This window comes from Alicyclobacillus fastidiosus, assembly GCF_026651875.1.
GTDB lineage: Bacteria > Bacillota > Bacilli > Alicyclobacillales > Alicyclobacillaceae > Alicyclobacillus > Alicyclobacillus fastidiosus.
The window spans coordinates 2,949,981-2,973,177 of the sequence record NZ_CP104067.1 but is presented as its reverse complement, the minus strand read 5'-3'; the positions used below and the strand labels follow the sequence as shown (position 1 = coordinate 2,973,177).

The 23,197-nt window shown below is 56.6% G+C and carries 21 protein-coding genes; 2 read left to right on the top strand and 19 right to left on the bottom strand.

The genetic code is table 11. The features are described 5' to 3' along the window. Positions 1-25: 25 nt before the first annotated feature. The 3 genes from NZD89_RS14850 to NZD89_RS14840 all read right to left on the bottom strand — a co-directional run bounded on the left by NZD89_RS14850 (position 26) and on the right by NZD89_RS14840 (position 4,370). Entirely contained in the window at positions 26-2,149 is a 2,124-nt protein-coding gene (locus NZD89_RS14850) for a S9 family peptidase (RefSeq protein ID WP_268003594.1), read from the bottom strand. Between the two features lie 139 nt (positions 2,150-2,288). Then, positions 2,289-2,528 (bottom strand): RING finger protein, encoded by a 240-nt coding sequence (locus NZD89_RS14845; RefSeq protein ID WP_268003593.1) that lies wholly within the window; start codon positions 2,526-2,528, stop codon positions 2,289-2,291. A gap of 435 nt (positions 2,529-2,963) precedes the next feature. Next, positions 2,964-4,370, bottom strand: coding sequence for a UDP-N-acetylmuramoyl-tripeptide--D-alanyl-D-alanine ligase (locus NZD89_RS14840; protein WP_268003592.1), 1,407 nt, complete (start codon positions 4,368-4,370; stop codon positions 2,964-2,966). Between the two features lie 29 nt (positions 4,371-4,399). Here NZD89_RS14840 and NZD89_RS14835 point away from each other — a divergent pair, with 29 nt between their 5' ends. Next, on the top strand, positions 4,400-5,536 hold the full coding sequence (locus tag NZD89_RS14835) for a D-alanine--D-alanine ligase (RefSeq protein ID WP_268003591.1): 1,137 nt from the start codon (positions 4,400-4,402) through the stop codon (positions 5,534-5,536). Positions 5,537-5,594: 58 nt separating this feature from the next. On the opposite strand, the gene NZD89_RS14830 is transcribed toward NZD89_RS14835, so the two are convergent. The 8 genes from NZD89_RS14830 to surE form a co-directional block, all read right to left on the bottom strand. Continuing rightward, on the bottom strand, positions 5,595-6,491 hold the full coding sequence (locus NZD89_RS14830) for an NAD-dependent epimerase/dehydratase family protein (protein WP_268003590.1): 897 nt from the start codon (positions 6,489-6,491) through the stop codon (positions 5,595-5,597). A 16-nt stretch (positions 6,492-6,507) separates the two neighbouring features. Beyond that, positions 6,508-7,302, bottom strand: a complete 795-nt coding sequence (locus NZD89_RS14825; RefSeq protein WP_268003589.1) for a DnaD domain-containing protein — start codon at positions 7,300-7,302, stop codon at positions 6,508-6,510. A 24-nt stretch (positions 7,303-7,326) separates the two neighbouring features. Then, complete coding sequence (gene asnS, locus NZD89_RS14820; protein ID WP_268003588.1) at positions 7,327-8,622, bottom strand: asparagine--tRNA ligase; 1,296 nt, start codon at positions 8,620-8,622, stop codon at positions 7,327-7,329. 144 nt (positions 8,623-8,766) lie between these two features. Next, positions 8,767-10,302, bottom strand: a complete 1,536-nt coding sequence (locus NZD89_RS14815; protein WP_268008499.1) for an AAA family ATPase — start codon at positions 10,300-10,302, stop codon at positions 8,767-8,769. After that, the gene (locus NZD89_RS14810) at positions 10,296-10,832 is read right to left on the bottom strand and encodes a hypothetical protein (protein WP_268003587.1); all 537 of its coding nucleotides are present in this window, start codon (positions 10,830-10,832) and stop codon (positions 10,296-10,298) included. Before NZD89_RS14810 ends, NZD89_RS14815 begins: the two co-directional genes overlap by 7 nt. Before the next feature lie 106 nt (positions 10,833-10,938). Continuing rightward, positions 10,939-11,445: a hypothetical protein gene (locus NZD89_RS14805; RefSeq protein WP_268003586.1), complete on the bottom strand. Its 507-nt coding sequence runs from the start codon at positions 11,443-11,445 to the stop codon at positions 10,939-10,941. Beyond that, entirely contained in the window at positions 11,442-11,621 is a 180-nt protein-coding gene (locus NZD89_RS14800) for a YpmA family protein (RefSeq protein WP_268003585.1), read from the bottom strand. Before NZD89_RS14800 ends, NZD89_RS14805 begins: the two co-directional genes overlap by 4 nt. A 14-nt stretch (positions 11,622-11,635) precedes the next feature. Then, on the bottom strand, positions 11,636-12,382 hold the full coding sequence (gene surE / locus NZD89_RS14795; protein ID WP_268003584.1) for a 5'/3'-nucleotidase SurE: 747 nt from the start codon (positions 12,380-12,382) through the stop codon (positions 11,636-11,638). 87 nt (positions 12,383-12,469) lie between these two features. Here surE and NZD89_RS14790 point away from each other — a divergent pair, with 87 nt between their 5' ends. Next, the gene (locus tag NZD89_RS14790) at positions 12,470-12,646 is read left to right on the top strand and encodes a hypothetical protein (RefSeq protein WP_268003583.1); all 177 of its coding nucleotides are present in this window, start codon (positions 12,470-12,472) and stop codon (positions 12,644-12,646) included. Between the two features lie 16 nt (positions 12,647-12,662). Here NZD89_RS14790 and NZD89_RS14785 read toward each other — a convergent pair whose 3' ends face one another. The 8 genes from NZD89_RS14785 to NZD89_RS14750 all read right to left on the bottom strand — a co-directional run bounded on the left by NZD89_RS14785 (position 12,663) and on the right by NZD89_RS14750 (position 23,193). Further along, positions 12,663-13,961, bottom strand: a complete 1,299-nt coding sequence (locus NZD89_RS14785) for an amidohydrolase (RefSeq protein WP_268003582.1) — start codon at positions 13,959-13,961, stop codon at positions 12,663-12,665. After that, positions 13,958-14,992, bottom strand: a complete 1,035-nt coding sequence (gene mtnA, locus NZD89_RS14780) for an S-methyl-5-thioribose-1-phosphate isomerase (RefSeq protein ID WP_268003581.1) — start codon at positions 14,990-14,992, stop codon at positions 13,958-13,960. Before mtnA ends, NZD89_RS14785 begins: the two co-directional genes overlap by 4 nt. Positions 14,993-14,994: 2 nt before the next feature. Continuing rightward, entirely contained in the window at positions 14,995-15,795 is an 801-nt protein-coding gene (gene mtnP / locus NZD89_RS14775) for an S-methyl-5'-thioadenosine phosphorylase (RefSeq protein ID WP_268003580.1), read from the bottom strand. 143 nt (positions 15,796-15,938) lie between these two features. After that, a complete protein-coding gene (gene ligD / locus NZD89_RS14770; RefSeq protein ID WP_268003579.1) occupies positions 15,939-16,826 on the bottom strand; it encodes a non-homologous end-joining DNA ligase in 888 nt (295 codons plus the stop codon). 40 nt (positions 16,827-16,866) lie between these two features. After that, a complete protein-coding gene (gene ku / locus NZD89_RS14765) occupies positions 16,867-17,685 on the bottom strand; it encodes a non-homologous end joining protein Ku (RefSeq protein WP_268003578.1) in 819 nt (272 codons plus the stop codon). A gap of 72 nt (positions 17,686-17,757) precedes the next feature. Then, on the bottom strand, positions 17,758-20,577 hold the full coding sequence (locus NZD89_RS14760; RefSeq protein WP_268003577.1) for a helicase C-terminal domain-containing protein: 2,820 nt from the start codon (positions 20,575-20,577) through the stop codon (positions 17,758-17,760). 88 nt (positions 20,578-20,665) lie between these two features. Continuing rightward, positions 20,666-22,114, bottom strand: coding sequence for a tetratricopeptide repeat protein (locus NZD89_RS14755; RefSeq protein ID WP_268003576.1), 1,449 nt, complete (start codon positions 22,112-22,114; stop codon positions 20,666-20,668). Between the two features lie 74 nt (positions 22,115-22,188). Further along, complete coding sequence (locus NZD89_RS14750; RefSeq protein WP_268003575.1) at positions 22,189-23,193, bottom strand: biotin--[acetyl-CoA-carboxylase] ligase; 1,005 nt, start codon at positions 23,191-23,193, stop codon at positions 22,189-22,191. Positions 23,194-23,197: the final 4 nt, after the last annotated feature.

The window sequence follows — 23,197 nt, the reverse complement described above, 5'->3', positions numbered from 1 at the left end:
TTTAGAGGGGCGCTCAAAATGGTTTTTATCGAGCGTGCTCTTCTTCAGGGGGCAAGTGTTCATGGATAAATCCAAATATCGCCTCGAGTCGCCGAATGCGCAGAGACGGTTTACCATTTCGTGACAGCCCATGACTGGCGTTCGGAATCCGTAAGAGCTGCGTTTCTTTGCCTTGGCTGCGAATCCAGGTGTAGAACTGTTCCGCCTGCTCCATTGGACAACGTAGGTCGTTTTCAGAGTGAATCAACAGAAGAGGCGTGGTCACGTGTGTAGCGTAGGCGAGCGGAGACATCATCCAAAGTTTGTCCAGATTTTCCTTCGCGTTTGGAGTGAGCTGTGCTTCCACAAAACGCGGGCCGATATCGGAACAGCCGTAAAACGAAACCCAGTTGGAGATGGAGCGCTGCGAGACGGCGGCAAAAAACCTGTCCGTGTGCCCAACCAACCAATTGGTCATAAATCCACCATAACTGCCCCCAGTAACAGCGACGCGTTTCCCATCGAGGAAGTCGAATTTCTCGAGAGCCGCGTCGAGACCATTTAACACGTCCGCTGCGTCATTTTCTCCGTAGTGATGGCGAACCGCATTGACGAACGACTGGCCATAACTTTTCCCGCCACGAGGATTGGTATAGACGATGGCATATCCTTGTGCGGCAAACCACTGCATTTCGTGGAACATCGCATAGCCAAAATTAAGTTGCGGCCCGCCGTGGATTTCGAGAATGACAGGATATTTCTTGCCTTGTTCATAGCCTGCAGGCTTCATGACCCACCCCTGAATCCACCAGTCTTCGGCAGAACGGTACCAAAACGGTTCCGGGTCACAAAGTTCGACGGTGCGAAGCCACTCGTCGTTCGGCGCGTACAGCGCGTGTTCCAACTCAAAAGCAGGTGAGCATACACAGGACTCGTCCATGGGGGCATGTGGAGGTCGCGCGATACGGCCGCCGTAACGAACGTCTGAACGGAGGATTTGCGAGGCCAGGCGGCTCGGATTCGTATCAGTCGCATACGCATAGACGAACGTATCCCCTCGCAGCGCAAACGAGAAGACGTCTCGCCGCCCCGCGACGACCACCTCGCCCTGCGGCGTCGAACCATCTGTTCGAAAGCGCACTACCTCGCCACACCCCTCACGGGTCGAAAGGACGTAAAGATACTCTCCGTCAGATGACCACTCGATGAGGCTGTCGCCCGTGTCCGCTCGGAGGTCGGACAAATTTGAGTTCGTCAGATCATCCGGGAACGATTCCGTCAGATGTGCAAGCGTCTGTCCAGCCGGGGTCAATAGATAGAGCTGCAAATGTGCGGCAGACTCGTACCTGTAATACGACTCGTCGTGCACCAGGGCGGCGATGGTTGAACCGTCCGGCGAACATTGCAACCCGTGAAATATGAACGCGTCGGAGACAAGCGAACTCTTTCCCGATGTCTCATCGTAACGATACAGATCGGAAAACCACCACTTGAACTCCCTATCGCGCCCCCTGGTAAAATACAATGAGCCATCGGGGGCGACGGCGAACGTGCCTACGCCTTCCTCGCCGCGAGTCAGTTGTGTAAATAAGCCGGTTGTGACGTCGATTCGAACCAATTGGGGATACCTCAGGTGCGACAGTCCGGTGCCGTCCTGTTTGTAATAGAGCTGCTCATAGCGCTTGGGTCCTTCGCGCCAGCCTTTTGCCTCCTTATCGACGACTTCCTGAGCTAAAGACGGCGTCAGTCCCGCGTCGAACACCTCTACTTCGCCATTCGCAGCAGCCGGCACGAGTGCGTAGAGCACCTGTGCGTCAGGGGACCAACAGACATGGGAGATGCCGTGTTTAAAGTTGGTCACCCGCACGGCTTCACCGCCGTCGACGGGGATAACCCAAATCTGTTTGCCGAATTCTCGATCACCGACGAACGCCACCTTGCGTCCATCCGGGGACCAGCATATTCCCTGGTTTCGTTTACCGGAAGTTGTGAGTGGACGCACAGACTGGTCGGATAAATTGATGTGCATCAATTGAACGCGATAATCGTCCTCGCGCAAGGATACCGTCTGCTGGGAAAACACGGCCCTCGTGCCGTCCGGGGAGATCTGAACTTCGCCGATGAGGGTAAAGTTTGCAAAATCACTTACGTCGAGGCGTCGCTTTGCCATATCTGAAACTCCTTCGCCGAGAGAAACGTCAGGTTGTTTTTTAGCTACGCTTTGAAAATGCGTCGGTCGAGGTGACTGCAAATGCAACACTCTGCCAAGAAAGCGGATGGTCCCCGTGAATCGACGTCGAGGTGACACCCTACACGTGAAATTTCCTCGTCTTTGAATTGAGTCTGTCCGTGAGAAGTTGAGAATCTAGGTAGTCGCGCGAACTGATGGTAGGAGTCGTAACGGTACTCTCTGCGGCAAACGTGAGGAAAAGCCGTTTTGGCTTGCCAAATTGTTCAATGACTTTTGCTTTAGACATCCCGTGACGCTTCACACAGTGAATCGAGGTGAGCTCCTGTAACAATTCTTTGCATATTGGACATGTGACCACCTAGCATTCCTCCTTCGTCGCCGAAAGGCGACCGGGCTTCGGATAGGAACTTTCAGTGATATCAAACAACTTTAGTGTATCGAAGATGCGGACGAAAATGTATCAAATCATTGTAAATTTTTAATTACCGAGATAATAACTTCGATCCCGCCTCATCCTACCCGACTTGAAACAATTTTCGACAAGTTGCTGACCGATTCACGCCCCATTCCGTGTCGAGCGCAGAAAATCCTGCGAGGGCTTCAGTCGAACCGGTATGGAGAGTCGGCAGCGGCGAATGTCGGCGTGAGAGCGCGTGCCATGCCGTAAAGAGGGCGCCTCCTCACTGATTATCACCAATTCTACCAAACGCGTGCAAAGTTTTGGTAAACCCATTGCAAAGTTTGAACACAATCGGCAAATCGTTATGAGAAGGGCCCTCAGCAGAGATCTGATCTATTTTTGCTCCGTGGTTCCTGTGAGCAGGTGATTGACAACACGTTCCAATTGCATCCCGCGAGAAGCTTTGACAAGCACGGTCGATCCAGCTCTTACCCACTCTGAACACCGAGCGATAGCTTGCTCGACGGAGGACACGTGGTGAACCTCCGGCAGCCGTTGAGAGTTGGCCTCTTCGGCAATCCATGTTGCCGCCGGCCCGATGCAAATCAGGGTGTCTACACCGGCCTTGGCGGCGAGTGCCCCGACTTGGCGGTGCCCCTCCTCTGTGTAGTCGCCTAGTTCATACATATCTCCAAGGATGGCTACACGTCTTCCTGGGGCCGCCAGTTGTGCAAGGACTTGCAAACTGGCCCCCATCGACAACGGGCTCGCGTTGTAGCAATCGTCGATGACGGTCACCTCGCGAGGCGCGTCTAGGAGTCGAAGGCGTCCGCTCAACGGCTGTAACGAGGCCAAGCCGTCAGCGATTTGCGCGAGCGACAACCCCACCGCTGTGCCCGCTGCGACAGCGGCGAGTGCGTTCTGAACGTTGTGCATGCCAAAAGTCGGGAGGGTGACGCGTTGGCTTTTGCCCTGCACATGAACCGTAAACGCCATTCCCTCTTTGCCCCACTCGACGTGTGTCGCATAGACGTCGGCGGAAGGCGACAGGCCGTACCAAAGCACCGGGGCTTTCGATAAGGTCGCCACTTTTCTCAGCCAGGGGTCATCGACGTTTAGAATCGCCGTTCCATCACTTCCAAGCGACTCGAGCAACTCCGCCTTGGCCTTCGCAATCCCTTCCTGGCTCCCGAGAATTTCGATGTGACTATGGCCGATATTCGTGATGACACCGATGGTAGGACGTGCAATTTCACACAAGTCCGAGATCTGCCCAAAACCTCTCATTCCCATTTCTAAAACGATGGAACGATGTTTTGGTGTTCGCTGTAGAATAGTTAAAGGTAAGCCCAATTCGTTGTTCCGATTCGCCTGGGTGTAGAGACAGTCGCCCAGTTGTCCGAGAACGGCGGCGACCATCTCTTTGGTCGAGGTTTTTCCATTGCTCCCCGTAATGCCGATGACAGGGCCGGCAAAGCCGGATCGTTCGTGGGTTGCCAGGCGTTGAATGGCCTCCAACGGACTTCCCACTTGGACAACGGGACCAACACCAGCCTTGACGGGCTTGCTTACAATCGCTACACTTGCACCGCAGTCAAAGGCTTGGTCTATGAAATTGTGTCCGTCGACCCGTTCGCCCACGAACGCGACAAAGGCGTCTCCTTGGCCGATTTCGCGGTTGTCGACACAGACACCTGTGACGAGCGTATGTTCATCGCCTTGTGTAGATAAGGCACCTACAATGTCGGCCAATTCACGCAAGGTAACTGGAGTCAAGGCCATCCCTACTTTCAGTTTCAATATCTTCCTGCAAAAAGGAGTTGCGATACGTGCCTTTAAACCGCATTAAAGTTGGCGTCGTATTCGGTGGAAAATCAGGAGAACACGAAGTTTCCCTTCAATCGGCAAAGTCAGTCATCGAGGCACTAGATCCTCATCAGTATACCATTGTGCCTATCGGGATTTCGAAGAGCGGGCGCTGGCATGTCGGGAAGAATGCCGTAAAATCCTTGGAGGAAGAACAAAAGGCCACCAAAAAGGTGACCTCCGGTCCGTCGGCGAGCTTTATCAACGAACAAGTCGGCGGATTGACTTCCGTCTCCGCGCAGTCTGCTCCAGAACCCTTGCCGCCAACCCTCGCAGGTGATGTCGATGTGATTATTCCGGTCATGCACGGAACATACGGCGAAGATGGGTCTATCCAGGGCCTGTTAGAACTGATGGACGTGGCGTACGTGGGAGCGGGCATTCTCGCGTCGGCCGTCGGACTCGACAAGATCGTCATGAAACAAGTGTTTGGGTCGGTCGGGTTACCGCAGGTTCGATACGTCGGATGTACGCGTAAGACTTGGAAGACTCGGCCGCATGAGATCATCGACGAAATCGAGCGCACATTTGGTTACCCGTGTTTTGTAAAGCCGGCGAATTTGGGTTCGAGCGTCGGCATCACCAAGGCGAAATCGCGCACCGAATTGGAACGGGCGATGGAACTGGCCGCACAGTACGACCGCAAAATCATTGTCGAAGAGGGACTCGACGTCCGCGAGGTGGAGGTCGCCGTACTCGGGAATGACACACCACAAGTCTCCGTCGCCGGTGAAATTGTTCCGTCCAATGAGTTCTACGACTACAAGGCGAAATACGTCGGTGGAACATCGAAACTGATTATCCCGGCAGAACTGACGGATGAACAGCGAAACGCGATTGCGACGTACGCCACGCAGGCGTTTCAAGCGATTGACTGCAGTGGGCTCGCACGGGTGGACTTCTTTATCGAAAAGTCCTCTGGAAAAGTGATCATCAACGAGATCAACACGATGCCTGGATTCACCCGGTACAGCATGTATCCGAAGCTTTGGGAAGCGTCCGGTATGTCTTACAGCAAGTTGCTGGATACCCTTATCCAACTGGCACTGGAGCGCAACAACGAGAAGCGAGAGCTAACCCGCAGCTTTGATGCGGAATAAAGGACGACGTCATAACGAAAAAAGGTGGATGGCACCGGAGTGCCTCCACCTTTTTCGTTTAAATGTCTTCCCGTGCGATGTGAAATGGAATAGGCTCTACGCCAAACACTTGGTACAGGCGTTCCCCATTGGGGACGACGCTCCCCTCCTTGAGCATCGTCAACTGATCCATGCTCAAGGGAGAGCTTCCGAACACCGTCGCGCCGCGCACGAACACCTCGATGATGGGAAGCGGGATATGCACGGAACCCCGCTTTTTTCCGCTGACATCGACGATTTCGCGCACAATGTCCTCGTACTCCACGACGGATGGACCCCCGACGTCAAACGTTTCGCCGATGGTCGAGTCCATCTCGAGCGCGGCAGCGAAGGTAGCCGACACCGTACGCGTGTGGACGGGTTGCAGCCGAAAATGACCATCTCCGATAACCGGGACGACCGGCGCGCGCCTGACGACGGTGGCTAGTTGTCGAACGAAGTTCTCCCCCGGACCGCCCGGGCCAAAGACCACGGATGGACGAAAGATAGTAAACTTAAGCCCGCTTTGGCGCACGCGCGTCTCCGCTTCCCATTTCGTCTTGTGGTACCTACTTCGCGCACCGACGCGGGCACCAAGCGCACTCATGTGGATGAGTCGCTCTACGCCTGCGCGGCGTGCCGCTTCCAGAACAGCCGTCGTGCCCCCGACGTGAACAGCCTGCATCGTAATTCCCCGCCGTCGGTTCTCCCGAATGATGCCGACTAAATGTACCACTGCATCTGCCTGATTCATTCCAATCTGCAGCGCGGTGGAATCAGCTAGATCTCCGTCGACCACGTGGACAAGCCCACAGAGGTCAGCGGGGACGCGCGACGCGTCGCGGGCGAGCAGTGTGACAGAATGCCCCCGTCTCAAAAGTTCCCGTACCACTGGTACCCCCACGTAGCCGGTGCCACCTGTCACAAATACTCTCATACACCGTCAGCCCCTGTTAACTTTCTGGGAACAGTTGATAAAAATTCGCGTACCGCTCGTCTCGACTTGACTCTTTCGACTCGCTGGTGCGCTCAGAGGTGCCGCGTGCCGCTGTGTTCGATTTGTAATTCTGCCCGGACTGTGCGGTCGCCGGGCGTTTTCGCGTCTCCGCTTCACGAATCCTATCCCGATGCTGCTGCCGATACTGATCTAGGTCCTGACGAGACTTGATCTGGTTTCGTTGCCAATCGAACAGAACTCTATCGATGTATTTAAAGCTGTACTTATTTGCCAGAACGGACTCGCGGAGCGCCTCGACGACCATCCACTCAGGATACCCTTCGGAACCAAGCCACGTCCGGATTTGATCGCACTCGAGCGCCGATAGAGGGCGGCCGAATTCCTCCTCGAACATTGTTACAGGGTCTTGGCGCCACACGCGCGACTGCGCCGTGGCAGAGGGCGCCGGTTTTCCGCGCAGGCGCTGCCACAAGGGCTGCAAATCGAAGTACGTGACGTGTGCGCCCAAATCGTCAAACCGCTCTCCAATACCAAGAAGCCCCTCTCGAACGAGCCGCTCCACACAGAGCATAATCTCCTTGCTGCTCATCCCGCAGAGGTCTCCCAAGTCTTGCGCGGACAGTTCTGTCGTGCCACGAATCTGTCCGCTCGCGAGAATCTGCAAGAGCATGATCATCTCGTGAGCATGCAGTCCCAAATCGGCGTAGTTTTTTAGCAAATCGTACGGTAACGCTACAAAAGGGGTACTCAGAAAGTCCCCGTTCGCAGATTGCCTAGCGGACGGTTTCACATGCGTTTCCCCCTTTCCCCTTGATCATGGATAGAGACGGTACAGCGTCCGCGGAAACGCGATGGCTTCGCGGATGTGTTCAATGCCGCTGATCCACGCGATCGTCCGTTCCAGGCCAAGGCCGAAACCGGAATGCGGCACAGATCCATATTTGCGCAGATCGAGATACCACGCATATGTATCTTCCGGAAGTTTGTGTTCGTCGAACCGCTGCTTCAACAGCTCATAATCGTGGATGCGTTGGCTGCCCCCGATGATCTCGCCGTAGCCCTCCGGCGCGAGCATGTCCGCACAGAGAGCGACTTCTGGCCGATTCGGATCAGGCTGCATGTAAAACGCCTTGATTGCGGTCGGATAGCGTTCGATGAACAGCGGCCTGTCAAATTGATTGGCGAGTGCCGTTTCGTGTGGGGATCCGAAATCATCGCCCCACTGGATGTCGAAATCGTGCTTCTGCAGCCAGTCAATCGCCTCGTCGTAACTCAAGCGAGGGAATGGGGCCTCCACTTTTGCCAACGCGCTTACGTCCCGTCCAAGCGTGTGAAGCTCCTCTTCGCAATGGTTGAGCACATGCTTCACCACGTGCGAAACGAGTTGTTCCTGAATGCGTAGATTCTCGTCGTGTTCAACGAACGCCATCTCGGGCTCAATCATCCAAAACTCGATCAAGTGGCGGCGCGTCTTCGACTTTTCCGCACGAAACGCCGGCCCCGCAGAATACACCTTACCCAGTGACATCGCAGCGGCTTCCATGTACATCTGCCCGCTCTGTGTGAGGTATGCCTCTTGGTCGAAGTACTGCGTATGAAATAACTCGGTCGTGTCTTCACAAGAAGACGGTGTCAAGAGCGGAGGATCCACCCGTGTAAATCCATTCCCGTCCAGGTATGCCGCAACGGCGCGTTCGACTTCGGCGCGGATGCGCAACAGTGCACGCTGTCTGGGCACACGCACCCAGAGGTGGCGGTGATCCATCAGGAAGTCTACGCCATGTTCCTTTAGACTGATCGGATATTCTTCGGCGATTTGAACGGCTTCTACACTTTGAACGGTGAGTTCGTAGCCCCCTGGCGCTCGGTCATCGGCCCGCACGAGCCCCGTCACGCGCAGCGACGACTCCTGTGTGAGCGAGGCGCAAACCGCAAAAGTGTCTTCGCCGACTTCTGCCTTGACGGCTACGCACTGAATGAGCCCTGTTCCATCGCGAACCTGAAGAAATTGAATCTTACCGCTAGAACGCTTGTTGTATAACCAGCCCTCAAGTGTGACCGCTTGTCCAGCAAAATCACCAACACGGGCAATTGACGTTGTCGTACTCACAACTTTCCCTCCAGGTTAGCATCATATCAGGGTAATTATATCAAAGGGGGGAAACGACCCACAATCGCAAAAAGAAGTCGAAACCTACCATCATTAGGTGGCTTCGACTTCTGCGGTCGATGACCGGCCCTGTACGTGGGCGCATTACATGGACGGTGTGAACTCCGGCTTGACGTGAGGATGAGACACCGCTGCAGAAGCGAGCGCTCGTGGCCGCATCGTCTCCATCCACTTGCGGAATTCTTTGCCGTCGATGCTCTCCTCGCGAACGACGTGTTCCGCAAGCCGATCGATGTCCTCTTTATACGGTTGCAGGAGTTCTCGCGTGACCCCTTCTTGCTCCGCCAGAATATGACGAACCTCTTTTTCGAGATCCTGTTCAGGGAGGTGCTCCTCGTCGACGATGCCGAGGCGCGACAATCCGCATTTTACCAGGGTACGTGCCAGAGAAGACGCCTGTACAAAGTCGTTCTGAGCCCCCGTACTGCGGTTGCCGTAATGTAGTTCCTCCGCTAAACACCCAGCCAGAGCCACGTTGATCTGCTCTTCAAGCTGCGATTTGGTATACAAATATTGATCCGCCTCTGGAATCTGGCGCACAAATCCCAAAGCCTTACCACGCGGTGCGATAGTGATGTGAGACACCGTACCTGGCCGCATCAGTTCACTGATGATGGCGTGACCCAACTCGTGCACGGCGACGCGCCGTAGCTCCTCGTCGGTCGGTCGGCGTCCCGTCTTCTCACCCATCAACACCTTGTCGACGGCGTCGCGGAACATTTCCTGCGTCACGGTATCCCGCTCTTGCCGCAGCGCGATGATGGCCGCCTCGTTGGTGAGCGCTTCGAGTTGCGCGCCGGAAAAGCCGTAAGTCTCCCGTGCGATGTGCTCCAAACTGACATCGTCGGCAATCGGTTTGTTCTTCGTCATGATGCGAAGGATGTGCAAGCGGCCGTCTTTGTCAGGCAAATCTACCTTAATTTGGCGGTCAAAGCGACCGGGTCGAAGCAGTGCCGAATCGAGGATGTCGGGACGGTTCGTAGCAGCCATTACAAGCACAAACGGCGATTGCGTGGTGCTCATGCCATCCATCTCCGTGAGGAGCTGGTTGAGTGTCTGGTCGTACTCTTGATGGCTCTGGTGACCACGCCGACCCCCGACCACGTCGATTTCGTCCACAAAGATAATGGCGCTGTCCTTGTTTTCTCGCTTCGCCAGCTGACGAGCGCGCCGAAAGAGGTCGCGCACGCGCTGGGCACCGACACCCACGTACATCTCGACAAACTCAGAACCTGAAGCAGATAAAAAGACAGAGTCGGTATACGTCGCAGCAGCTTTGGCCATCAACGTCTTCCCGGTTCCCGGAGGTCCTGTGAGCAGAATGCCTTTCAGCGGACGAATGCCCAACGTCTTGATTTTGTCGCGATACCGCAAGAAATCGAGCGCTTCTTTCAGCTCGTGTTTCGATGTCTCTTGTCCGCCAATTTGATCGAACGAAATATCGTGGCGCACAGGCGCATCTTTTGCCGACGGTGAAGGCGCATTTCGCCTATCCATCACAACCCATAAGAGCACACCGAGGCCGACGAGGAACAAAATTGGGAGGACATTGATGCGCAACAGGCCTAGAAAGATGACCACTGCTGCGGCAACACCAATTAACCATTCCTTAATCAAGATGCAGCACCTCCTTGGTGCGTTGAGTACGGCATCACCTTATACAAGTAATGCCCGCCTTTCGCCAATTGAATATAAATATATTGAGTATCCATCGTGACTCGGCAATTGATCCCCTGGGATTTTGCCATATGCGTCACTTGGGAAATCATCTCCGTATAGTTGCCCTTGGTAACTCCCTCAAGCAGGACGGGATTAAAGTTTTCGAGCGCCTGCGCAAGCGTTCCACTGCGGTCGTCAGACAGTTGCAGTGTCACACCCGTCCCCAGTTTCGATGAAACTTGACTGGTGATATCATCATACGTTTGTTGCAAGTCCCCGTTCTTCAGCTTGGAAAACGGCCCGAGCTGGACCTGAACCACATCTGGACTACCCGTGAGAATGTCCACCGTCTGAACACCCTCGACCTGTTGAAGGTTCTTCTTGAGTGGTCCAAGAAGATTGAAGTGTTGGTACGCCTGCCATCCGCCAAAGAGCACAGCGAGCGCGACAATGGCAATGAGTACGATTGGAACGAGGCGAACACGAGACATGAGATACATCGCCTCCCTTAAGTGTCATCACACAAGCTCATGCACATAGTATAGCATGGGTACCGAACGTATGTTCACAGTACATATTTCCACTTCTTCTTAGCGGTTACGCAGATAACTGGTATCGCCAAAGTATATGGCCATTTGTGGCATCCACATACACAAATGTCGTCTTGCCAAGGGATGATCCGCGAATTTCATACACGACGTCTGCGTTGGCGTGAAGGGTTCCAGAAGCTTCGCCGGTCACGTAGCCAATGGTACAAGTCTGTGTATGTATATTGTCCTTCAGTAACGATTGTTCTACCGTGCTCTGTGGAACGAGTTCATTCGCGGCGATACTGTAAGATGTGTGCTTCGCCGGAATGTAAAACGCGTACCACTTGTGCCCAAAGGTGTCTGTCCCCTCAAACACATCTTCCAGTCCTGATGCCGTGAAGACTTCATACTGATCTATATGACTCATCGGCGTATGGTCGAGAACGTACTGAGCGGCCTGTTGTTCAGGCGCCCAGTTCGTCGACACATTTTTCCATAACCATGCCAGTACTGCACAGGCGATCATCACGAGAATGATGGGTACTGTAATGGCCCAAATCTTCCAGGTCCTCATACCACATCTGTCCGGTACAGTGTGATTTGCATCACACCTTCTTTGTCCTCTGCTTTGGACAATCCAAACACGATGTCTTTGTCCTTCAAATTTCGATTGAGGAAATCGACCAGCAAGTACAAGTCCTCTGTCTTGGAACACCGATGTGTAGCAAGTATGTGTAACTTGGTTTCCACGATTCCACCGTCCGTCAGCGCTTTATTGATTGCATTTTTTCGTAGTATTCCTCGTTTGCAAAGCGATATCGCAATGGCGTGATGCTAATGTACCCGTCGTAAATCGCCTGGACGTCGGTCTGCCCGTCGCCGCGCTCATCGACGATATCTCCACCATAACGATAAACCTGCTCTCCGCTTTCGTCCAGTTCCAGGCGAAAGGTGTCGTGGTATTTGCGCACCCCGAGTTTGGTCCAACGCGTTTTTTGCGGGTCCGGGTTCTCCGGAAAGTTGACACTCAAGAACGTGTCCGGCGGCAGCGACAGCGCGCACAAGTCAGGGAACATGGACTGAAGTGCCTGCATAACGGGATGGAAATGGAATGGCGGGCCTACGAGTGACAGCGCAATCGCCTTGACCCCCTGTAGTGACGCTTCGCCCGCCGCCGCCACGGTGCCCGAGTACAGGACGTCGGTCGCCAGGTTTGCACCCGCGTTGACGCCTGACAACATCAAGTCAAACGGCGTCTTCGGATGGAGCACGGCGAGCGCCCACTTGACGCAGTCGACCGGCGTACCTGACGTCTCGTACGCCTTGGTGGCGCCCGGAACCTCGATTTCGTGGACCTCCAGAGCACGGTGCAGACTGATCCCGTGGCTGGATGCACTGCGCTCTTGATTCGGTGCCACTACGTAAACCTCAGCTGTGTCGCACAGCGCCTTGCACAGTGAGCGGATGCCGTGTGCGTGAATGCCATCATCGTTGCTTAACAGTATGCGCATGGAATGTCTCCTCTCCTGCCATCATTCGTGTCACATACGGGTGCCCGCTCCGCCTATACTAGGAGTACTTCAGCGGGAGGTGGTGTTATGACAATGCATTTGCCAACCGTCGAAAGGAATTTTGCGGAGCCAGATACCCCATTCCGCCAACTGGAACGCGCACTTTTACTTTCCGTTTTAGCCGAGGAAACGTCTCGCTGGTGTCGGCAATGTATTGACTTGCGCCCGCCAACTTATGACGATCCCGACGAAGTAAACGTGTAAGAAGTGTGAAACACCGTCAAGCCTGGAACTGTTCCTTGATTCGCAAAACCTCTCTCTGCACGCGTTCGACGTCGATGGTAAGCGGTACGCCTTCTGACACCACCTGGCGGCCGTCGACGAACACGTCGCGCACGTCGTCGGCGCCGCATGCGTACACTACGTCCGAGAGAATGTTGTGCTGTGGCAACATATGTGGACTCGCTGCGTCCAAGAGCACGATGTCCGCTTTGGCGCCCACGCGCAACGTGCCATGCTGGTCGCCGAGGAAACACGCTTTGGCGCCCTTTGCCGTCGCCAAATCGAATGCCACGCTCGCAGGGATGACCTCAGCGTCTTGCGCGACCCCTTTGTGGAGTGTCGCCGCGAGGCGCATTTCTTCGAACATGTCCAAATTGTTGTTGCTGGCCGCGCCATCCGTTCCGAGGCCGACCACCAACCCTCGCTCGAGCATCTTTTGCAGCGGCGCAATTCCTGAACCGAGTTTCAAGTTACTTTGTGGGTTGTGCGCCACGTGAACCCCGTACTCTGCCAAGATGTCCAGATCTGCGTCTGTGACGTGCACGCAGTGCGCCGCCAAAACCGGAACGTCCAACAGTCCGACTCGTTGTGCGAGGGCGATGGGCGATTGACCGTGATCGTGAATCGCGTTGTCAACTTCCACTTTCGTCTCGCTCAAGTGAATTTGGGCCGGAATGTCGAGGGCGCTCGCGAGCTGTGCCAACTCGCGCAAGTAATCCGGCGGGCATGTGTACGGGGCATGTGGACCGAGTGTCACTGTGATGCGACCCGATGCTCCTTTGTGCCACGCTTGGTGAAACGCACGGCTGCGCTTTATCCCATTGTTTCTTGACATCTCGTCAAACCCGACGACGCCGACGGACAGCACCGCCCGAATCCCAGATTCTGCGACAGCCTGCGCCGCATGATGCATCATCATGTACATATCGGTGTAAGTCGTCGTCCCGGAGCAGAGCATCTCCCAAGCGGCTAACTGCGTCCCCCAGTAGATCGCCTCTTCGGTTAGTTTGTCCTCAAGTGGAAAGATCCGTTCGTTCAGCCACGTCATCAGAGGCAGGTCGTCGCCTGCGCCGCGAAGGAGCGTCATAGCGGCATGGCCGTGTGTATTGACGAGCCCAGGCATGGCGATGCGGTTACGCCTGCGGATGACATCTACCGGCTCTCGATTGCCCCACGATTCGTATAGACCAAGTGCATAACTTTGAATCGCCCCGTTCTCGATGACAAAGTGGAGCGGCTGTGGAATCACTGTGGACGCATCGATGATGGCGCCGCCGACTTCGAGTACCGTCTTCATTCTGATTTCTCCCCCTTCACGTGCTGAGCGAGCGAGTGCTCATAGGGATATCGCGCAACCCCGTGCTCGGTGATAATGCCTGTGATCAGTCGCCCTGGCGTCACGTCGAAGGCCGGGTGCAGCGCCGTCGCGCCTACAGGTGCGATCTGTTGGCCGAAGATCTGAGTCACTTCGTCCGAGTTTCGCTCTTCAATCGGAATGTCGACGCCGGATGTCGTGGCGAGATCGAGCGTGCTGACGGGCGCTGCCACGTAAAACGGAATGTCGTGGTAACCCGCGAGAACGGCCAGCGCGTACGTGCCAATCTTGTTCGCCGTATCGCCATTGCGCGCGACTCGGTCCGCGCCGACGACGACCGCATCGACCATTCCCCGCTGCATCAGATGGCCCGCCATGCTGTCGGTGATGATGTCGAATGGGATCCCTTCGTGCAACAGCTCGAACGCCGTCAGGCGAGCCCCCTGCAAATACGGACGTGTCTCGTCCGCGTAGACGTGTGCGAGTTGGCCCTGCGCATGAAGCGAACGAATGACGCCGAGCGCCGTCCCGTAGCCTGTCGTGGCCAAGGACCCGGTGTTGCAATGCGTGAGAATACGCACATGGTCGCCGAACAGCGAAGCACCCACGTCCCCTATCGCCCGGTTGATTCTCACGTCGTCCTCGGCGATTTGCAGCGCCTTGGCGTAAAGTTTAGCCGGCAGTAGGGCGTCGTCCGACGTTTGCGCGATGACTTCTTCCATCCGGTCCATCGCCCAATTCAAATTGACCGCCGTTGGTCGTGCGGTGCGCAGCGTGGAAATAGCTTCTCGCACTCTTTCGCGAATGGAGGCATCGCCCGCAAATCGGTGGGCCTCCATCGCGACGCCAAAAGCGCCTGACGTGCCGATGGCCGGGGCTCCGCGAACCTTCATGTCGCGAATCGCCGCGGCAACTTCGGCGGCGGCGTGGTATGTGTTCCAGATCTCTTCGTGTGGCAATCTGGTTTGGTCGAGCAGTTCGAGCCTGTCCTCTGTCCAGCGAATCGCTTCCAAAATTACTGTTCCTCCCGTCGAAGCGGCGTCTGTCCACCGACGGCGCGCTTGCAATCGCACGTGCGCTCGTCGCTATCCGATTGGATGAATTCATAAAACAACGCGCGAATTTTTTCGACGTTGTGCCGCATGGCGTCCACGACCTCTTGGTGTGTTAAAGCGTTTGTCGTGAGCCCCGCAGCGTAGTTCGTCACCATACAGACGGTGGCATAGCACAGTTCCGCTTCTTTGGCCAAGGCCACCTCGGGCATGCTGGTCATCCCGACCACGCTCCCGCCAAGCGCTTGGAACATGCGGATTTCAGCTTTCGTCTCAAATCGCGGTCCTTCTGTGGAAACATACACGCCACCCGCGTGGATGGAATAGTCAAGCCGGTTAGCTGTGTGTTTGAGGTTCCGCCTCAATCGATTGCAATACGGGTCGGACATGTCGACGTGCACGACACTGTCGTGCTCGAAAAACGTACCCACGCGGCTTTTACTCATATCGATCACGTCGTCCACCAGCACCAAATCACCAGGCTTGAGACCTGGCTGCAGTGAGCCCACTGCAGCCGTCGCCAGCACCTGCTCCACGCCAAGTTCCTTCAAGGCATAGATGTTGGCTCGGTAGTTCACCTTGTGCGGCGGTGTCGCGTGATGCTTGCCGTGGCGGGCCATAAATGCCACAGCTTGGCCCCCATAAAGGCCGATAGTCGCCAACGCATCTCCGTATGGCGTATGTACTTCGACGTCTCTCGCATCTTCTACGGCTCCCGGTTCGTAAACGCCGGTTCCGCCGATAATCGCGTACTTTGGTTGCATGATGTCACACCTCAAGGGTCGGTTTTCTGTCGTGTCGGGTTCGGGCGCTCCACGTGGAGTCGTCCTGTGATTTGGGCAGTGGCCCGTTATGTGCCCGACACGGGTAGTGGTTTGATTATAACGAAACTGACCCGAGAACTGTATCACGAATGCTCGGCAATTTTCTCGAGAAGCCCACGGATATCGCATCGTTGTTTGGGCTCAAACAGATCTCCCTGCTGTTTGACGCGGGCAGGGACCGTTCGCATCGTGAAGTCGGCAGGATGACATCCCGCGCGAAGTTCATCCCAAGTGATGGGCGTCGACACGCGCGCATCATCCGTAGCACGCACGCTGTAGACGCAGACGAGTGTCTTAGCGGCCCCGTGTTGCGGTACGTCGATGTAGACCTTGTCGCCGCGATCTTTCACGAGCCTGGCCGTCGTCGCCAAAGTTGGCCAGCGCTGTTGCATATACTGACCGACAAAATGGACGAGTTTTCTCGTAAGGGCAAATGGGACTGGATTTGAAAGCGGGATGAACACCTGCAGACCGCGCTTGCCGGAAGTCTTCAACAGACTCACGAGTCCGAGATTGAGCAGGACGTCGTGCAGGTAAAGGGCTACGGTCCGAAGGCGTTCGAAGTCATCGGTAGACGGATCTAAGTCAAAGGAGAGCACGGAGGCCGCCGATTCGTCGATGTAGGAGAGCGCGCTGTGAAATTCGATGGCCCCGAGGTTGGCGTAATACAACAGCGTGGCGACGTTTGGAATGACAATCTCCGGCTTGCCTTCCTCCCCTGGCACCGATGGAATCCACTCCGGGGCACCGGCGAGGACGTGACGCTGGTAGAAGCGGTGATTTCTCGTTCCGTTCGGACAGCGCACCAACGTCACGCGGCGGTTGCGCAGATGCGGAAGGATGACGTGTGCCATCTGTGCGACATACGTGATATAGGCGAGCTTTGTCGTCGGTGGATCGGGAAATAGAATTTTATCTGGATGTGTCACTCGAACCGGCACGTCCGCCTGTAGGACAAAATGGCGCGCCAAGGCCCTCCCTCCCCGTAAATCCAGCGTCTGCCGAGCTTTCTCACGACGTTTTCTTGCGCGTGGTACGCTTTCTCTTGACTGCGGGTTCGGCCATCTTCAGGCTCTTCTGCAATGCGTCCATCAGGCTGATGACGTCCGCGGCCGGAGCGGTCGCAGCGGGCGCGAGTTCCTCAGGGTCGGCATCCGCCAGCTTCTGTTCCACCAGTTTCTGCACCTGTTCGCGACGCTCGTCGTGAAAAGCGGCTGGATCGAACGGTTTCGACAGCTGTTCAATCAGCTTCTCCGCCATCTCCAACTCCTCAGGGGCTACCGCAGGCGGCTGGTGGACAAACGGGAGCTCACCGGTCTGGCGAACTTCGTCTGGCCAAAACAGCGTCTGTAAAATCAGCACGCCGTCCTTCATCCGAATGCAGGCCATACTTTCGTTCTGGCGCAGAACGGACGTCGCCACCGCGATGCGCCCAGTGTTGCCGAGCGCGTCCGCCAACAGCGCGTAAGCCTTGCGGCCATTGGCCTCAGGCGCTAGGTAGTACGTGTTGTCGTAATAGACCGGATCGACTTCTTCTGCTTGTGCGAAGTGAACGATATCGAGGGTTTGTGAACGAGTTTTCGTGAGCGCTTCGAGTTCTTCGTCGTCGATCACGACAAATTGACCTTTGGCATACTCAAATCCGCGCACGATGTCTTCCGACTTGAGTTCGACCTGGCACGTAGGACAGGTTTTGTGGTACTGGATGGGCGTTTTACAAGCCTTGTGGAGTTGCCGAAACCGTACACCTTGTGACTCCGTCGCCTTGAACATCCGCACAGGAACGTTGATCAGGCCAAAACTAATCGAACCCTTCCACATGCTGTGCATGCGTCTCCCACCCTTTCCGCAACCGATTTTGATTGTCGTTAGGGTGGGTTGGCAGTGCGAGGGACATACCGATCAACTTGTAGCAGATTGAGACAGAAATGAGCGAACTTGTCGGAGCACTTCTTGCTCGGGTGCGACGTGCGGGCGTATCCCGGCCAGCGATTGGATGAACGTCGCCCCGTACTTGGCCGTGATGATGCGCTTGTCGTACACCACGACGACGCCTTTGTCCTGCTTTGTGCGTATGAGGCGGCCGAATCCCTGCCGGAATCGCACGACTGCCTCCGGCAAACTGGCCACCCAAAACGGACTTTGGCCGCTTTTTGTCAACCGCTCATGTCGAGCCTCGGTCACAGGATGGCTCGGCGGTGCAAAAGGCAGGCGAATAATCACGAGTGTGGTCAACTGGTCGCCCGGTAAATCAATTCCTTCCCAGAACGACTGCGCGCCTAACAGGATGCTGTTCGGGTTATTGCGAAACGCCTCGAGCATCGCAGTGCGACCGCCGTCCACATCCTGCGCAAACACGGACAGATTCTTTGCTGCCAGAGGTCCTCGCAAGAGTTTGGCCGTCTCGCGAAGCATCTGATGACTTGTAAACAGGGCCAGAACGCGCCCACTGCTGGCGACCGCCAGGTGGTACAGCGAGTCACACAGCCACGTGGCCGCCTCGTCTGCAGTCATTTTGGCCAATTCCGGCACATCGTTTGGGACGAAGAGCCGGGCTTGCGACTGATAGTCAAACGGCGACGGAACGTTTCCGGTGATCAGCCGCTTTTCGGCCAGGCTCTCGCCAAGTCCCAATTGGTTGATGGTAAAGTCGAAGCGTCCGCGAACTGACAGCGTGGCGGAGGTCAACACAGTGGAAGCGAGCGGTTCGAACAAGAGCGTCCGAAGTGTCGAAGACACGTCGATTGGCGCCGTATGAACGCTGTAGCGCGGGCGACCGTAGCCTCGGCGTTCAATCCACGTGACGCGCGAATCGCTTGGCACGGTCATCTCCTCGAGGAGTTCCACCCCTTGTAGCCATTGATCGAGAAACCCAGCCGCGTCGATAATGCGTCCCGCGTCGTCGTCGGACATCGCCTTCTTGGCCCACTCCTGGAGCCCTTTGACGAGTTCCCGCAGGGCGTGAATCGGCGCCCTGAGCTCTGACATCTGCTCCGAGAACTGAATAAAGTTCGGATGCCTCCACAAATCGTCCGTGAGCCGCAGCTCGTTTTTCCCCGCCGGCAGCAAACCTCCAAGCAGAGCGAACGCCGTGTCCGCACTCCGACTGACATCCTCGATCCACTCCTGGGCCCGAGTCAGCTTGTCTTCCATCGAGAGCGGCATGGACTGCGACGTTTCGAAGCGGGATTTCAACTCGGGAATGATCCCGTTTTTCCCCCGATCGCGGCTCAATCGATAGGAAAGCGCCGCGAGTTGGGCCGCGTGAACCTCATCGCCCAGATGCTTGGTCGCTTGATCTTCCAAGTGGTGCGCTTCGTCGATAACAAGGGCTTCGTACTTAGGGAGCACGCGGTGATCGGCCTTCAAATCGGACAGCAACAGCGAGTGGTTGGTCACGACGATCTCCGCCGTCTGGGCACGTGCCTTCGCCCGGAAGTAATAGCACGGACGAAAGAACGGACAGCGCTTGTTGATGCAAGTATCGGTTTCACTTTGGACGCGCGACCAAAGCGCGTGCGAGACGGCATGTGACGACAACTCCTCGCGGACGCCTTCTGCGGTTTGCGTCAGCCACACGAGCAACCCCATCATGCCTTGGATTTCGTCTGCGTGCGAGGAAAACGACATCACGCCAGCCTCGGCTCTCACCTTGCGCAAGCAGACGTAGTTCTTGCGGCCTTTTTGAACGGCGAGTGAGATCTGCCCGCCAAACAGTTTTACGAGCGTCGGAAAGTCACGCTGTTCAATCTGGTCTTGAAGCGCGAGCGTGTGCGTACTCACGACGACCCGCTCATCACTGGCGAGTGCGTGCAGCGCGGCGGGAATGAGGTAGGCCATCGACTTGCCCGTCCCCGTCCCCGCCTCGATCACGGCGTGTTTGTCCGCAGTTAAGGCCTCACTCACCTTCGCGACCATTTGCAGCTGCCCTTCGCGCGGTTCGTAGCCTGGGAGCGATTCGCTGAGCGGACCGCCCGCCGCGAGCATTTGCAAGGCCTGTTCCTGGATGTCGCCGACAACCCTCTCGCCGGGTTTTGCCCCCTCCTCACGCGGCTTCACAGACGTGTACAACATCCCCTCCCGAACTTCACAGTCGTCCGGAATGGCATCCGCCCTCGTCGACATCACCTGCAGGCTGAGGTCCGTGAACCAATCCCCAGTTCTCGGCGAGAACAATCCGGACAGCTGCGCCAACTGTTGGACGAGCATCAGCGGGAGCGAACTGGCGCGCTCTGTGATGGCGAGAAACACCTTGGCCGTCGTCATCGCGTCCGCCAAGGCGCGGTGAGCGGTTTCCGGGACGATGCCCAAATGCTCCGCGACGTTTTCTAAGCGGTGCCCCGACAACGTGGGAAACAAGGCGCGCGCGAGCACGAGCGTGCACAGTCCGTCAGGTCGCAACAAGGTGTAACCGAGGTCGTCCAGCTTGTGTTGCAAGAAGGGTGCGTCAAACGACAGATTGTGCGCGACCAATGTATCGTCGCCGATAAACTGTAATAGTTTCGGTAGAATCTCATCCGCAGATTCCGCATCAGCGACCATCCCGTCATCAATTCCCGTCAGTCGGGAAATTTCCTCAGGGATGGACTGACGCGGGCGAACGAGGTGGTGGAACGTATCTGCGATGGCACCATCGCGGATACGTACCGCCCCGACCTCTATGATTTCGTGATTGGATGGGTCCAACCCCGTCGTTTCGATATCAAACACCACGTAGTTCATCACATAAGGCCTCCTGGCCAGTCCAAATCTCATCCTACATTCTAACAAATCGCGCTTCGGACTGAACATGGAGAAACATGGCCCGTGCTCAAGATCTCTGGGCCACCCCCGACCTGGCATGCGCCCGCGCGATGTCGATGGCCGATGGCGGCAGCCCGAGATGCAACGCCCGCTCAAAGTCGGCTTCCGCGAGTGCAATTTCGTTCTCGCTCAAGTGCAGCATCCCTCTGTATAAGACGGCGAGGCGCTTGGCGTACATCCCTGGGTGTTCACTGAGCCTGCCGAGGCGCTCCAACGCGTCAGCAGTCAGTCCGTTGAGCGTCGCGATGCGCGCCCGGACGACGTGCGTGAGCCCGCTCGATTCACCGCGCTCCTCAACCGTCTTCAGGGCGCGTTCTGCCCGCTGTAGGTCCCCTGTCAAGTAACTGCAGAGCCCAAATAAAGTGAGCGCCTGCGAACTGTTCGGCGAGAGCGCGAGCGCCCGCTTACAGAGCGGGATGGCTTCGTCCGGTCGGTGCGAGACAGCCCGACACAAGGCCAACAGTTCGTATCCAAACGCACTATTCGGCTCCGCGGCGCTGGCAGCGATGGCGGCACGTTCCGCCAAGTCGATGCGCTGTGTCGAGAGGTGAAGCACCACGCGCAACAGCGCGTGCTCCTCCACGTTTCTTGCCAGGTGCGTCGAAGTGGTAAGAAGCTGTCTGGCCTCGTCCACCCGACCGCACAAAACGAGGCTCATCGCCCGCCAGAGCGCGGCCTCGACGTCCGTCGGCTCGTTTTTCATGGATTTCGCGAAACAGCGCTCCGCGGCCGCGAATTCATAGAGTTTCAAATGGCACACCCCGAGGTTGTACCACGTGTCCAACTGGGTGGGATCGAAACAGAGCAACTCGTACAGGACGTGTACGGCTTGATGCCAGTCCTCTCTGGCGGCGCAGATTTGAACATCGACTTCGAGCACCGCTCGCACGGTCACGTCATCGTTTGCGCGAACCCGTGCGACATTGAGGTGGCTCACAGCGAGATCGACGCGATTTGCCGCCAGATGGCTGAGGGCGAGGTAAATTCGAGTCGCGGGGTTGTCCTGTTCGGCGACGGCCTGTGTCAAGGACAGCGCCGCCTCGTCGAACATGCGTAAATCGAAATAGCCAAGTCCCTTACGTAAGGCACAGTCGGCTCGAAGAGACATGTCAAACCAGGTCTCAGCCAACTGAACCGGCGCCTGCAAAAGGCTTTCTGTCCGGCTCTGCACACTCTGTTGTACGCCGGCACCAGCGTTTAAGGACGCCGTGTACTGCGGCGCCTGGTCCCCTTGCGCGGCGATGGATGCGTCGATAGATGCCTCGCTGATTTGCGCCAAGGTCTCTTCAATGGCATCGTCCACCTCCATCCAAGCGTCTAAGATGGACGTCGCCATCTCCCGAAGCGTCTCGAGCTCCTGGAGCATTTTCGACCGGACGACGGTGTCCGCTTCTGGGAGTTGTTCGCGGATTTGCGCAATCGCGTTCGCGATGGCCTTCAGTTCCACATTCTGCACGAATGGCGCCCCCTTTGTTCATATAGGTAGCGTCCGTATGCACAGGGTAGATTATTCGGGCCATGTGACGTGCCTTACAATTTTTCCATTTCGGAGAAGAGTACTTCCCCACTGTGAATGGCGTGAACGGTGCCATCCTCGCCGCGAAGCGCCAGGACACCGCGGGCGTCGACGTCCTGTGCGACGCCTTCTACAATCTGTTCACCGATGCGTACACGGATGTTGCGACCCAAGGTGTGCGCGTGCGCCTTCCACTCGTCTCGAACGGCGGCAAAACCGCCGACACCTGCCTTCAAATCGCGATAAAGCTGGTCGAGTTCCGTGAGAATACACCCTAGAAGCGTCGGCCGATGGACCTCTCGGTTCATCTCCGACAGGATGGTCGTGGCGTATTCGCGTACATCAGGTGGAAATTGCTCGCGCGTGAAATTGGCATTCATCCCAATGCCGATCACCGCATATTCCACCGACTCGCCGTCGGTTCGCATCTGCGCGAGAATGCCACAGATCTTCCGCCCGTTTAACAACAGGTCGTTCGGCCACTTGATCTCGGCTGGAATACCCATGGAGGCCAATGCCCGCCAGACGGCAACGCTTGCGAGCAGCGTGAGATCACCAGCCTGCGAGATGGCACACGGCCTGCGCACTAAAATAGAAAACCACATCCCGCCGGCGGGCGATTGCCAGACGCGCCCTTGCCGACCCCGGCCCCCCGTCTGGCGGGCGGCCGTCACAACCAGTCCGTGTGGAGCGCCGGACTTAGCCAACTCCGTCGCCGTGTCATTGGTCGAGGGCCGCTCCGGCGCCCACAGGATTTGACTCCCAAGTGTGCAGTCGCGAAGATGAGGTGCCACCAGAGATGCCATGAGCTCGTCTGGAACGTGCGTCAGTCGGTAGCCGACTCGCGGCGTGGCGGCAAACTCGAAACCGTCTTCCTCGAGGAGTTTGATGTGTTTCCAGATGGCGGTTCTCGACACGCCTAGGGCACTGCTCAATTGCTCGCCAGAGATAAGCCCTTCCGGCGCCCCCATGAACAGCTCAACCATCTTCTCGCGCGTCGACATTGCGATCTTATCCAAGCGT

Bases quoted from the DNA above. Each gene is read 5' to 3' on its own strand.
- NZD89_RS14760 (WP_268003577.1), bottom strand. From the start codon at position 20,577: ATGAACTACGTGGTGTTTGATATCGAAACGACGGGGTTGGACCCATCC.
- NZD89_RS14850 (WP_268003594.1), bottom strand. From the start codon at position 2,149: ATGGCAAAGCGACGCCTCGACGTAAGTGATTTTGCAAACTTTACCCTC.
- surE (WP_268003584.1), bottom strand. From the start codon at position 12,382: ATGCGCATACTGTTAAGCAACGATGATGGCATTCACGCACACGGCATC.
- NZD89_RS14785 (WP_268003582.1), bottom strand. From the start codon at position 13,961: ATGAAGACGGTACTCGAAGTCGGCGGCGCCATCATCGATGCGTCCACA.
- NZD89_RS14790 (WP_268003583.1), top strand. From the start codon at position 12,470: ATGACAATGCATTTGCCAACCGTCGAAAGGAATTTTGCGGAGCCAGAT.
- ku (WP_268003578.1), bottom strand. From the start codon at position 17,685: ATGCACAGCATGTGGAAGGGTTCGATTAGTTTTGGCCTGATCAACGTT.
- NZD89_RS14810 (WP_268003587.1), bottom strand. From the start codon at position 10,832: ATGTCTCGTGTTCGCCTCGTTCCAATCGTACTCATTGCCATTGTCGCG.
- mtnP (WP_268003580.1), bottom strand. From the start codon at position 15,795: ATGCAACCAAAGTACGCGATTATCGGCGGAACCGGCGTTTACGAACCG.
- NZD89_RS14830 (WP_268003590.1), bottom strand. From the start codon at position 6,491: ATGAGAGTATTTGTGACAGGTGGCACCGGCTACGTGGGGGTACCAGTG.
- NZD89_RS14805 (WP_268003586.1), bottom strand. From the start codon at position 11,445: ATGAGGACCTGGAAGATTTGGGCCATTACAGTACCCATCATTCTCGTG.